Annotated in this window: 2 protein-coding genes; both read left to right on the forward strand. The window is 63.0% G+C overall.

Features of this window, described 5'->3' with window-relative positions:
- Nucleotides 1–86 precede the first annotated feature (86 nt).
- Nucleotides 87–13,085, forward strand: a complete 12,999-nt coding sequence (locus AAEZ10_RS11155; RefSeq protein WP_350569187.1) for a non-ribosomal peptide synthetase — start codon at nt 87–89, stop codon at nt 13,083–13,085.
- Between the two features lie 192 nt (nt 13,086–13,277).
- Nucleotides 13,278–14,090 (forward strand): alpha/beta fold hydrolase, encoded by an 813-nt coding sequence (locus AAEZ10_RS11160; RefSeq protein WP_281895385.1) that lies wholly within the window; start codon nt 13,278–13,280, stop codon nt 14,088–14,090.
- The last annotated feature ends 118 nt before the right edge of the window (nt 14,091–14,208 follow it).

Consider the following 14,208-nt stretch of genomic DNA (forward strand, 5'->3'; position numbering starts at 1 on the left):
GCACAGACCGCGCCCCGCACGCCTCTCGACAGGTGTGACGCAGCCACCCGATTCCACTTGCAAGCCGAATTCAGGCAGGAAACCTCATGACCGACGCGTTCGAACTCCCCAGCACCCTGGTCCATGCCCTCAAGCGTCGCGCGGCCCTGACGCCGGACCGACTGGCCTTGCGTTTTCTCGCCGAAAACCCGGAGCAGGCTGTGGTGCTCAGCTATCGCGAACTGGATCAACGCGCGCGCACCATCGCCGCTGCGTTGCAGGCTCAGGCTGGATTCGGTGAGCGTGCGGTGTTGCTGTTTCCCAGTGGCGCGGATTACGTCGCGGCGTTTTTCGGCTGCCTGTATGCCGGTGTAATTGCGGTGCCGGCCTATCCGCCGGAATCCGCGCGTCGTCATCATCAGGAGCGTTTGCTGTCGATCATCGCCGACGCCGAGCCCAAGCTGTTGCTGACCAGCGCCGACCTGCGCGATGCCTTGCAAAAAATCGACGGCGCGCCGCCGCTGTTGTGTGTCGACACTCTCGACAGCACGCTGGCCGAACAGTGGGTTGAACCGAGCCTGCCAGCCGAGCACATCGCCTTTCTGCAATACACTTCCGGCTCCACCGCGCTGCCCAAGGGCGTGCAGGTCAGCCATGGCAATCTGGTCGCCAACGAACTGCTGATCCGTCACGGTTTCGGCATCGACGTCAACCCGGACGACGTCATCGTCAGCTGGTTGCCGCTGTATCACGACATGGGTTTGATCGGTGGTCTGCTGCAACCGATTTTCAGCGGCGTGCCGTGCATTCTGATGTCGCCGGCCTACTTCCTCGGCCGTCCGTTGCGCTGGCTGGAAGCGATCGCCGAATACGGCGGCACCATCAGCGGCGGGCCGGATTTCGCCTACCGTTTGTGCAGTGAGCGGGTCAGCGAATCGGCCCTTGAGCGCCTCGATCTGAGCCGTTGGCGCGTGGCCTATTCCGGTTCCGAGCCGATCCGTCTCGATACCCTCGAGCGCTTCGCGGAAAAATTCGCTGCTTGCGGTTTCAGCGACAACAGTTTCATGGCCTCGTACGGTCTGGCCGAGGCCACCCTCTTTGTCGCTGGCACACCGCGCGGCACCGGCATCCCGGCGTTGCGCATGGACGATCAGGCGCTGGCGCAAAACCGCGCCGAGCCGGGCGACGGCAGCGCGGTCATGAGTTGCGGCATCAGCCAGCCTGAGCACGCGGTGCTGATCGTCGAACCCAATACCCTCGAAGAACTCGCCGATAACGCCGTCGGCGAAGTCTGGGCCGCCGGCCCGAGCATCGCCCACGGTTACTGGCGCAACCCCGAAGCCAGCGCCAAGACTTTTGTTCAGCACGCCGGCCGTACCTGGTTGCGCACCGGCGACCTGGGTTTTATCCGTGACGGCGAACTGTTCGTCACCGGGCGCCTGAAAGATATGCTCATCGTCCGTGGCCACAACCTCTACCCGCAGGACATCGAGCAGACTGTCGAGCGCGAAGTCGAAGTGGTGCGCAAGGGCCGCGTGGCGGCGTTCGCGGTCACTCAAAACGGCGAAGAGGGCATCGGCATCGCTGCGGAAATCAGCCGCAGCGTGCAAAAAATCCTCGCGCCAGATGCGCTGATCAAAGCCATTCGCCAAGCCGTGGCCGAGGCGTATCAGGAGGCGCCAAGCGTGGTGGTGCTGCTCAATCCGGGCGCGTTGCCGAAAACCTCCAGCGGCAAACTGCAGCGCTCGGCGTGCCGCAATCGTCTGGCCGATGGCGGTCTCGACAGTTACGCGCTGTTCCCTCCGATCACAGCCGCAACGGAAACCGCGACCAGCAGCACTTCGGACCTTGAAGCGTTGATCGGGCAAGTCTGGGCCGAGCAACTCAACGTCAAGCAGGTCAGTAGCGACGACCATTTCTTCCTGCTCGGCGGCAACTCGATCGCTGCCACGCAAGTGGTGGCGCGGGTTCGCGAAGCACTCGGTGCCGAGCTGAGCCTGCGCCTGCTGTTCGAAGCGCCAACCCTGTCTGCCTTCGCCGCCGCTGTGGCGCAGCAACAACAGACAGGCGGCAGCGCCCAAGATGCGATCAGCATGTTGTCGCGCAGTGAGCCGATGCCGCAGTCGCTGGCACAAAACCGTCTGTGGATCACTTGGCAACTCGATCCACAGAGCAGCGCCTACAACATTCCCGGCGGCCTGCGCCTGCGTGGTGAACTCGACGAAGACGCCTTGCGCAACAGCTTCCAGCAACTGATCGAACGCCACGAATCCTTGCGCACACGTTTCTTCGAACGTGACGGCGTGGCATTGCAGCAAGTGCTTGCCGCTGCCGCATTCAACCTGCAACTGATCGACATCAGCGACCTGCCAATGGCCGAGCGTGAAGCCCGTGCCGAGCAGATTCGCGAAGACGAGGCGCGCACTCGGTTCGATCTGGAAAAAGGCCCGTTGCTGGCGGTGACACTGGTGCGTCTCGATGACGAAGAACATCAACTGCTGGTGACCCTGCATCACATCATCGCTGACGGCTGGTCGCTGAATATCCTGCTCGACGAATTCTCGCGCCTCTACGCGGCGGCAACCCAAGGGACGCCGGCGACACTGGCAGCGCTGCCCACGCAATACGCCGATTACGGCAATTGGCAGCGGCAATGGCTGGCGCAAGGCGAGGGCGAGCGGCAACTGGCGTACTGGAAAGCGCAGTTGGGCGAAGAACATCCGCCACTGGAACTGGCCACCGATCACCCGCGCTCGGCCAGACACAACCACAGCGCCGCGCGCCACAGCGTGCGCTTGAGTAGCAAACTCAGCGAGGCGATCCGCCAGACTGCGCAGGCCCACCAGGCCACGCCGTTCATGCTTCTGCTCGCTGCCTTGCAAAGTTTGCTGCACCGCTACAGCGGTCAGCGCGACATTCGCATCGGCGTGCCCAACGCCAACCGTCCGCGCCTGGAAACCCAAAGCCTGATCGGCTTCTTCATCAATACCCAGGTGTTGCGTGCGCAGATCGATTCACGCCTGACATTTGCCGAGTTGCTGAACCAGACGCGCCAGGCCGCACTCGGCGCCCAGGCCCATCAGGATCTGCCCTTCGAACAACTGCTCGAAGCGTTCCCGCAGGCCCGCGATCAGGGCTTGTTCCAGGTTATGTTCAACCATCAGCAGCGCGACCTCAGTGCGCTCAAGCGCCTGCCCGGTCTGCTCGCCGAAGAGCTGCCGTGGCACAGCCGCGAGGCCAAGTTCGATCTGCAATTGCACAGCGAAGAGGATCGCAACGGGCGTCTGAGCTTGGCGTTCGACTACGCCAGCGAACTGTTCGATGCTGCGACCATCGAGCGTCTGGCCGAGCATTTCCATAATCTGCTCAGCGAGGTCTGCGAACAGCCACAGCAGGCCATCGGCGATCTGCGCTTGCTGGCCGCCAGCGAGCAGAATCAGCAGAAGGACTGGAGCGTCGCTCCGTGCACCCCGGCGCAACAATGGCTGCCGGAACTGCTCGAGCAACAATTGCGCAACACCCCGCAACGCACCGCGCTGGTGTGGGACGGCGGTAGTCTGGATTTTGCCGAGCTGCACGCGCAGGCCAACCGGCTCGCCCATTACCTGCGCGACAAAGGCGTTGGCCCGGACGTGTGCGTGGCCATTGCTGCCGAGCGTTCGCCGCAACTGCTGATCGGTCTGCTGGCGATCATCAAGGCCGGCGGCGCCTATGTGCCGCTTGATCCGGATTATCCGGCCGAGCGTCTCGCGTACATGCTCCGCGACAGCGGCGTCGAACTGCTCCTGACTCAGACGCAATTGCTCGAGCGTCTGCCGGCCAGCGATGGCGTCAGCGTGATCGCCATGGATGCCTTGCACCTGGATAAATGGCCGAGCCAGGCACCGGGCCTGCGACTGCACGGCGACAACCTCGCCTACGTGATTTACACCTCGGGTTCCACCGGGCAACCGAAAGGCGTCGGCAACACCCACGCCGCGCTGGCCGAGCGCCTGCAATGGATGCAGGACACTTACCGTCTCGACGAAACCGACGTGCTGATGCAAAAAGCGCCGATCAGTTTCGACGTCTCGGTGTGGGAATGCTTCTGGCCGCTGATCACCGGCGCGCGTCTGCTGCTTGCCGCCCCCGGCGAGCACCGCGACCCGCATCGCATCGCGCAACTGGTCCAGCAATACGGCGTGACCACGCTGCACTTCGTCCCGCCGCTGCTGGCGCTGTTCATCGACGAGCCGCTGAGTGCCGAATGCACCAGCCTGCGCCGGGTGTTTTCCGGCGGTGAAGCCTTGCCCGCCGAGTTGCGCAACCGGGTACTCGCGCAATTGCCAGCGGTGCAATTGCACAACCGTTATGGCCCGACTGAAACCGCAATCAACGTCACCCATTGGCATTGCAGTGCCGCCGATGGTGAGCGCTCGCCGATTGGCCGGCCGCTGGGCAATGTGGTCTGCCGCATTCTCGATGCCGATCTCAATCCGGTGCCGGCGGGTGTGGCGGGTGAGCTGTGCATCAGCGGCATCGGTCTGGCGCGTGGTTATCTCGGCCGTCCGGCGTTGACCGCTGAACGCTTCGTCGTCGACCCACTGGGCGAGCAGGGTGCCCGTTTGTACCGCACCGGCGACCGTGCGCGCTGGTCCTCGGATGGCGTGATCGAATACCTCGGTCGCCTCGATCAGCAGGTCAAACTGCGCGGCTTTCGCGTCGAACCGGAAGAAATCCAGGCGCGACTGCTGGCGCAAAATGGCGTCGCCCAAGCCGTGGTCCTGGTGCGCGAAACCGCTGCCGGCGCGCAACTGATCGGCTACTTCACGGCGAGCGATGCGCATGAAAATGCCGATGAGCAAATTATTCGGCTGGAAGCTGCCCTCGCTGCCGAGCTGCCGGAATACATGGTGCCCGCACAATTGCTGCGCCTTGATTCGATGCCGCTGAGCCCCAGCGGCAAACTCGATCGCCGCGCCTTGCCCGAGCCGCAATGGCAAGTGCGTGAACACATCGAACCGGTCAGCGAACTGGAGCAACAAATCGCCGCGATCTGGCGCGAAGTGCTGGGTCTGAAGCAGGTTGGCCTGCGTGATGATTTCTTTGCTCTCGGCGGTCATTCGCTGCTGGCCACGCAAATCATTTCGCGCACACGTCAGGCCTGTGACGTCGAACTGCCGCTGCGCACCTTGTTCGAGCACAGCGAACTGGGCGATTACGCCGAACAGATTCGCCTGATCCAGGCCAGCGGCCGCACCAATCAACAGTTGCCGATTGCAAAAATCGACCGCAGCCAAGCGGTGCCGCTGTCCTATTCGCAGCAGCGCATGTGGTTCCTCTGGCAGATGGAACCGGACAGCCCGGCTTACAACGTCGGCGGCATGGCGCGCTTGCGCGGCGTGCTGCATGTCGAGCATTTCGAGGCGGCGTTGCAGGCGCTGATCCTGCGCCATGAAACCCTGCGCACTACCTTCCCCAGCGTTGACGGCGTCGCCCGCCAACAGGTGCATGCCGAGACCGGCGTGCGCATGGGCTGGAAGGATTTCTCCAGCCTGCCGGCAGAAGTCCGGGAGCTACAAGTCCAGCAACTGGCCGATGCAGAAGCGCACCAGCCGTTCGATCTGGAAACCGGCCCGCTGCTGCGTGCCTGCCTGGTCAAGACTGCCGAGCACGAGCATTACTTCGTCCTGACCCTGCACCACATCGTCACCGAAGGCTGGGCGATGGACATCTTTGCCCGTGAACTCAGTGCGCTGTATGAAGCGTTCGTCGATGAGCGCGAATCACCGCTCGCGCCGCTGCCGGTGCAATACCTCGACTACAGCGTCTGGCAGCGCAACTGGCTGGAGTCCGGCGAGCGCCAGCGCCAGCTCGATTACTGGACCGCGCAGCTCGGTCGCGAACATCCGCTCCTCGAACTTCCCGGCGACCGCCCGCGTCCACCGGTACAGAGCCATCAGGGCGAGCTGTTCCGTTTCGATCTGAGCGACGATCTCGCTGCGCGGGTGCGGGCGTTCAACGCGCAAAACGGTCTGACGTTGTTCATGACCATGACCGCCGCGCTCGCCACATTGCTCTACCGCTACAGCGGCCAGACCGACCTGCGCATCGGCGCGCCGGTGGCCAACCGCATTCGCCCGGAAAGCGAAGGGCTGATCGGTGCGTTCCTCAACACCCAAGTGCTGCGTTGCCAGCTCGACGGGCAGATGTCGGTCGGCGAACTGTTCGAGCAGGTGCGCCACACCGTGATCGAAGGCCAGTCCCATCAGGATCTGCCGTTCGATCATTTGGTCGAAGCCTTGCAGCCGCCACGCAGTGCGGCCTACAACCCGCTGTTCCAGGTGATGTGCAACGTGCAGCGCTGGGAATTCCAGCAGAGCCGCACCCTCGCTGGGATGACTGTCGAGTATCTGGCCAACGATGCGCGGGCGACCAAGTTCGATCTCAATCTGGAAGTCACCGACCTCGACCATCGCCTCGGCTGCTGCCTGACTTACAGCACCGATCTGTTCGACGAGCCGACCATCGAACGCATGGCCAGGCATTGGCGCAACCTGCTCGAAGCGTTGATCGCTGATCCGCAGCAACGTCTCAGCGAACTGCCTTTGCTCGATAAGTCTGAGCAACAGCAGCTGCTCGACAGCCTCGGCATCGAGCCGGGCGAGCATCGTCTCGACCAGTGCATTCATCATCTGTTTGCCGAACAGGCACTGGCGCGCCAAGACGCGCCGGCGCTGACCTTCGCCGGACAGACCCTGAGCTACGCCGAACTCGATGCCCGGGCCAATCGTCTGGCCTGGGCGCTGCGTGAGCGCGGCGTCGGCCCGCAAGTGCGGGTCGGTCTGGCGCTGGAGCGTTCGCTGGAAATGGTCATCGGCCTGCTGGCGATTCTCAAGGCTGGCGGCGCCTATGTGCCGCTGGATCCGGAGTACCCGCTCGACCGTCTGCATTACATGATCGAAGACAGCCGCATCGGTCTGCTGCTCAGCGATCGGGCGATGCTCCAGGCCCTAGGTGATTTGCCATCGGGCGTGGCGCGCTGGTGTCTGGAAGACGACAGCCCGGGATTGGCCGACTATCCGGCCAGCGAGTTGCCGTTTATCAGCCTGCCGCAACATCAGGCCTACTTGATTTACACCTCGGGCTCGACCGGCAAACCGAAAGGCGTGGTGGTCTCCCACGGTGAAATCGCCATGCACTGCCAGGCCGTGATCGAACGCTTCGGCATGCGCCCGGACGACTGTGAACTGCATTTCTATTCGATCAACTTCGACGCTGCCACCGAACGTTTGCTGGTGCCGCTGCTCAGCGGTGCGCAGGTGGTGTTGCGGGCGCAAGGGCAGTGGGACGCGGAAGAAATCTGCGGCTTGATTCGTGCGCATCGGATCAACGTCCTCGGCTTCACGCCGAGCTACGGCAGCCAGTTGGCGCAGTTCCTTGCCACGCAGAATGAAGTCCTCCCGGTGCGCATGATCATCACCGGCGGTGAAGCGCTTACCGGCGAGCATCTGCAGCGCATCCGCGCGGCATTCCAACCGGCGCAGTTTTTCAATGCTTACGGCCCGACCGAAACCGTGGTCATGCCGCTGGCCAGTCTGGCGCCGCAGGTGCTGGAAGAGGGCGCCGGCAGTGTGCCGATCGGCAGCGTGATCGGGGCGCGAGTCGCCTACATTCTCGACGCCGATCTGGCCTTGGTGCCGCAAGGCGCGACCGGTGAATTGTTTGTCGGCGGCGCCGGTCTGGCTCAGGCCTATCACGACCGCCCGGGCATCAGCGCCGAGCGTTTTGTCGCTGACCCATTTGCCGCTGATGGCGGGCGCATGTATCGCACCGGCGACCTGGTGCGCCAGCGTGCCGATGGTCTGGTCGAGTATCTGGGCCGGATCGACCATCAAGTGAAAATCCGCGGTTTCCGCATCGAGCTGGGCGAAATCGAAACGCGCCTGCTCGATCACCCTACGATCCGCGAAGCGGTGGTGCTGGCGCTGGATGCGCCGAGTGGCAAGCAGTTGGTGGGTTACCTCGTTACCGATGTCGCCGGACACGGCGAAGCGCGACAGGCTGAACTGCGCGAAGCGCTCAAGTCGCACCTCAAGGCGCAACTGCCGGACTACATGGTGCCGACCCAGCTGATGCTGCTGGCAAGCATGCCGCTGACCGCCAACGGCAAACTCGACCGCCGCGCCTTGCCGGCGCCGGACCCGCAGCTCAATCGTCAGGACTATGTCGCGCCGAGCAATGAGCTGGAGCAGACCCTGACGCAGATCTGGTGCGACGTGCTTAACGTCAGGCAGGTCGGCCTCAACGATAACTTCTTCGAACTCGGCGGCGACTCGATTCTGTCGATTCAGGTGGTCAGCCGCGCGCGTCAGCAGGGCATTCATTTCAGCCCGCGCGACCTGTTCCAGCATCAGACCGTGCAAACGCTCGCCGCCGTGGCCAGCCGCACCCAGCAAGTGACGGCCGAGCAGGGCCTGGTGGTCGGCGAGTCGCGCCTGACACCGATTCAGCACTGGTTCTTCGATACGGACATTCCCCAGCGTCAGCACTGGAATCAGGCGCTGTTGCTGGAACCGACTGTGCGCCTCGAGCCGCAACGATTGCAGCAAGCTTTGCAGGCGGTGATCGAACAGCACGATGCGCTGCGTCTGCGTTTCACTGAAACCGATGATGCATGGCAAGCGACGCATCAAGCGCTGACGAATGAGGATGTGCTCTGGCAAGTCAGCGTCGATTCGCTGGATCAGTGCGAAGCCCTGTTCGCCGACGCGCAACGCAGTCTGCATCTGCACAACGGCCCGTTACTGCGCGCGGTGCTGGTCGATGTTGCGGATGTTCAGCAACGTCTGTTTATCGCCATCCACCACTTGGTCGTCGACGGCGTTTCCTGGCGCGTGTTGCTGGATGATCTGCAAACCGCGTATCGCCAACTCGACGCTGCGCAGCCGCTGAAACTGCCGGCGAAAACCAGCGCCTTCAAGGACTGGGCCGCGCGTTTGCAGGCTTATGCCGGCAGCGAATCCCTGCGTGAAGAACTCGGTTGGTGGCAAACGCAACTGGCCGGGCCAAGCGCCGATCTACCTTGCGAAAACCCGCAGGGCGGCAGGCAGAATCGCCATGCACAAACCGTCAGCGTACGCCTCGATGCCGAGCGCACCCGACAGTTGCTGCAACAGGCACCGAGCGCTTATCGCACGCAGGTCAACGACCTGCTGCTGACCGCGCTGGCCCGTGTGCTGTGCCGCTGGAGCGACCAGCCCTCGGCACTGATTCAACTGGAAGGCCACGGTCGCGAAACCCTGTTCGACGAGATTGATCTGACCCGCACCGTCGGTTGGTTCACCAGCGCTTATCCGCTGCGCCTGACTCCGCACAATGTCGAAGAGGCCGCCGGGCAGGGCGCTTCGATCAAGGCGATCAAAGAACAATTGCGCGCCGTTCCGCATAAAGGTCTCGGTTATGGCGTGTTGCGTTATCTGGCTGATGACGGCTGCCGCCAGAACATGGCCGCGCTGCCGCAGGCGCAGGTCACCTTCAACTACCTCGGCCAGTTCGACCAGAGCTTCGGCAGCGATGCGCTGTTCCGTCCTCTCGATGAGCCAATCGGTGCCGCCCACGATCCGCAGGCGCCGTTGCCCAACGAGCTGAGTGTTGACAGTCAGGTTTACGGTGGTGAACTGCTGCTGCGCTGGACTTTCAGTGCCGAGCGTTACGAGGCGCAAACCATTAACGATCTGGCCGCCGCCTACCTCGTTGAGTTGCAAAGCCTGATCGCCCATTGTCTGCAAGACGAAGCCGGCGGCCTGACGCCATCGGACTTCCCGCTGGCCAGACTGACTCAGGCGCAACTCGATGCGCTGCCGGTGCCGGCCGCGCACATCGAAGATGTCTACCCGCTGACGCCGATGCAGGAAGGTATGTTGCTGCACACCCTGCTCGAGCCGGGTACCGGCCTGTACTACATGCAGGATCGTTACCGCATCAACAGCGAGCTCGATCCCGAGCGTTTCGCCCAGGCCTGGCAAGCGGTGATCGCCCGTCATGAAGCACTGCGCGCGTCGTTCTGCTGGAACGTCGGCGAAGACATGCTGCAAGTGATTCACACGCCGGGGCGCACGCCGATCGAGTATCTGGACTGGAGCGCCGTCGCCGAGACCGAGCAGGAACCGAAGCTGCAAGCGCTGCTGAAAAGCGAGCGCGAGGCCGGGTTCGATCTGCTCAATCAGGCGCCATTCCACCTGCGCCTGATCAAGGTCGGCGCGGCGCGTTACTGGTTCATGATGAGCAACCACCACATCCTCATCGACGCCTGGTGCCGTTCTCTGCTGATGAACGACTTCTTCGAAATCTACACCGCCCTCGGTGAAGGACGCGAAGCGCAGTTGAGCGTGCCGCCGCGTTATCGCGATTACATCGGCTGGCTGCAACGCCAGAGCCTGGCCGAGGCGCGGCAGTGGTGGCGGCAGAATCTGCAAGGCTTCGAGCGCACCACGCCGATCCCGAGCGACCGGCCGTTCCTGCGCGAACACGCCGGTGAAAGCGGCGGCATGATCGTCGGCGACCGTTACACCCGCCTCAATGTCGAGGACGGCGCACGGCTGCGGGAACTGGCACAGGCCCATCAACTGACCGTCAACACTTTCGCCCAGGCTGCGTGGGCTCTGGTTTTGCGGCGCCTGAGCGGCGATCGCGACGTGCTCTTCGGCGTCACCGTCGCTGGTCGGCCGGTAGACATGCCGGAAATGCAACGCACCGTCGGCCTGTTCATCAACAGCATTGCCCTGCGCGTGAAGATGCCGGCGGACGATCAGCGCAGCAGTGTGCGTCAATGGCTCAGCGCGTTGCTCGACAGCAACATGCAACTGCGCGAGTACGAATACCTGCCGCTGGTGAATATCCAGGAGCAGAGCGAATTGCCCAAAGGCCAGCCGCTGTTCGACAGCCTCTTTGTCTTCGAAAACGCCCCGGTGGAAGTCTCGGTGCTTGATCGTGCACAGAGCCTGAATGCGACCTCGGATTCCGGCCGCACCCACACCAACTTCCCGCTGACGGCGGTGTGTTACCCGGGCGACGACCTTGGCCTGCATTTGTCGTATGACCAGCGTTACTTCGACGAATCGACGGTCGAGCGCATGCTCGCTGAGTTCAAGCGCCTGCTGCTGGCGCTGGTCGACGGCTTCCATGGCGACATGGCCGATTTGCCGCTGCTGGGCGACGAAGAGCGCGACTTCCTGCTGTACGGTTGCAACCAGAGCGGCCATGACTATCCGCTGGAGCAAAGCTACGTGGCGTTGTTCGAAGCGCAGGTCGCGGCGCATCCGCAGCGCATCGCCGCCAGTTGCCTCGATCAGCAATTGAGCTATGCCGAACTGAGTCACAACGCCAACCGCCTCGGCCATGCCCTGGTCGCTGCCGGTGTGCGCATGGACCAACCGGTGGCGCTGTTGGCCGAGCGTAATCTCGACCTGCTCGGCATGATCATCGGCAGCTTCAAGGCCGGCGCTGGTTATCTGCCGCTGGATCCGGGCCTGCCGAGCCAGCGTCTGAGTCGCATCATTGAGCTGAGCCGCACGCCGTTGCTGGTGTGCAGCGCCGCTTGCCGTGAACAGGCGCAGACCTTGCTCGAGGAGTTTGGCTGTTCGAATCGTCCGCGCCTGCTGGTGTGGGAAGAGGTGCAGGCGTCGGCGGCAGCGGCGCACAATCCGGGCATCCACAGTGGCCCGGATAATCTCGCCTATGTGATCTACACCTCGGGTTCGACCGGGCTGCCTAAAGGCGTGATGGTCGAGCAGCGCGGCATGCTCAACAACCAGTTGAGCAAACGTCCGTACCTCGACTTGAGCGAGGCCGATGTGATTGCGCAGACCGCCTCGCAAAGCTTCGACATTTCCGTCTGGCAGTTCCTCGCCGCGCCGTTGTTCGGCGCGCGGGTCGACATCGTGCCGAACGCGATTGCCCACGATCCGCAAGGTCTGCTGGCGCATGTGCAGGCGCAGGGCATCACTGTGCTGGAGAGTGTGCCGTCGCTGATTCAGGGCATGCTCGGCTCCGAGCGTCTGAGCCTCGACGGCTTGCGCTGGATGCTGCCGACCGGTGAAGCGATGCCGCCGGAACTGGCGCATCAATGGCTGCTGCGTTACCCGGATATTGGTCTGGTCAATGCTTACGGCCCGGCGGAATGTTCCGACGACGTGGCGTTCTTCTGTGTCGACATGGCCTCGACGCGCGGCAGTTACTTGCCGATCGGCACGCCGACCGACAATAACTTGCTGTTCGTGGTCGATGGCGCGCTGGATCTGGTGCCGTTGGGCGCGGTGGGTGAGTTATGTGTTGCCGGGACCGGCGTCGGTCGCGGTTACGTCAGCGATCCGCTGCGCACCGCGCCGGTGTTTGTGCCGAATCCGTTCGGCGCGCCGGGCGAACGCCTGTACCGCACCGGTGACCTGGCACGGCGCCGCACCGACGGCGTGCTGGAATACGTCGGCCGCGTCGATCATCAAGTGAAGATTCGCGGCTACCGCATCGAGCTCGGTGAAATCGAAGCGCGCCTGCATGAACAACCGGAAGTGCGCGACGCCGCGGTTGGTGTGCAGGAGGGCGTCAACGGCAAGCATCTGGTGGGTTATCTGGTCGCGGCCGACGCTGCGCTCAATCCGGGCGAACGCCTGGAGCGGATCAAGCAACGCCTGCGCGCCGAACTCCCCGAATACATGGTGCCGCTGCACTGGCTATGGCTGGAGCAGATGCCGCTCAATGCCAACGGCAAACTCGACCGCAAAGCCTTGCCGGCGTTGGAGATCGGTCAGTTGCAGAGTGCGGATTATCTGGCGCCGCGCAGTGAGCTGGAGCAGACCCTGGCTGATATCTGGGCTGAGGTGCTGAAAGTGGAAAAGGTCGGCGTGCGCGACAATTTCTTCGAACTGGGCGGGCATTCGCTGCTGGCTACGCAAATTGCATCGCGGGTACAAAAAGCCCTGCAACGCAATGTGCCGCTGCGCGCGATGTTCGAATGCAGCACGGTGGAGGAACTCGCTGAATACATCGATGGGCTGGCGGCCAGTGATATTACGGAGGAGAAGGTTGATCGGTTGAATGATCTGATGGCGGAGCTGGAGGGGTTGTAGTTCTTCAGCGCTTGGGCCGGCCTCTTCGCGAGCAGGCTCGCTCCCACACAGGATCTGTGGTGTTTACAAAACCCCTGTGGGAGCGAGCCTGCTCGCGAATGGCGTCTGTACATTGCCGTACATTTCCATCCTTGACGATCAACAACCGGCAGCTCAGTCTGCCGGTTCTGTTTTTTCTCGCGGAGGTGGTCGATGCCCTTTTTCACGGTTGACGGACAAGCACTGCACTACATTGATCAAGGCACCGGCCCCGCCGTGTTGCTGGCCGGCAGTTACCTTTGGGACCAAGCGATGTGGGCGCCGCAGATCGCCGCGCTGACCCCGCACTATCGCGTCATTGCCGTGGATCTGTGGGGGCATGGCGAGTCCGGCAAGTTACCCGAAGGCACCACATCGCTGGACGACATCGCCCGACAGGCGCAGGCCTTGCTCGATCACCTGGACATCGACCGCGTCACTCTGGTGGGGCTGTCGGTCGGCGGCATGTGGGGCGCGCGTTTGGCACTGTCCGCACCGCAACGTCTCAACGGTCTGGTGCTGATGGACACCTACGTCGGCGTCGAGCCGGAACCGACCCGGCAATATTACTTCTCGTTGTTCAAGCAGATCGAAGACAGCGGCACTATCTCCGAACAATTGCTCGACATCGTCGTACCGATCTTCTTCCGCCCGGGCATCGACCCGCAGTCGGCGCTGTATCAGGATTTCCGCTCGAAATTGAAGGGCTACTCGCCCGAGCGTCTGCGCGAAAGCATTGTGCCGATGGGCCGCATCACGTTTGGCCGCAACGACCTGTTGCCACGTCTGAGCGAGCTGAACCCGGCGACGACGCTGGTGCTGTGCGGTGACCAGGACAAACCCCGGCCACCCTCGGAAGCCCGGGAAATGGCTGAGTTGATTGGTTGCCCGTGTGTGCTGGTGCCGGAGGCGGGGCATATCTCCAATCTGGAGAATCCCGGGTTTGTGACTGAGGCGCTGCTGGCGTTTCTGGCCGAGCGCAACTGACACACCGAGTGAGCTTCATTCGCGAGCAGGCTCACTCCCACAGTTAATCGCATTCTGGCTGAGGGAATGCAGTCAACTGTGGGAGCGAGCCTGCTCGCGAAAGAGCCGGTCCAAGCAA

Origin of the sequence: Pseudomonas sp. H26/SER47-MNA-CIBAN-0231, assembly GCF_040310465.1 — a bacterium.
Lineage (GTDB): Bacteria > Pseudomonadota > Gammaproteobacteria > Pseudomonadales > Pseudomonadaceae > Aquipseudomonas > Aquipseudomonas atacamensis.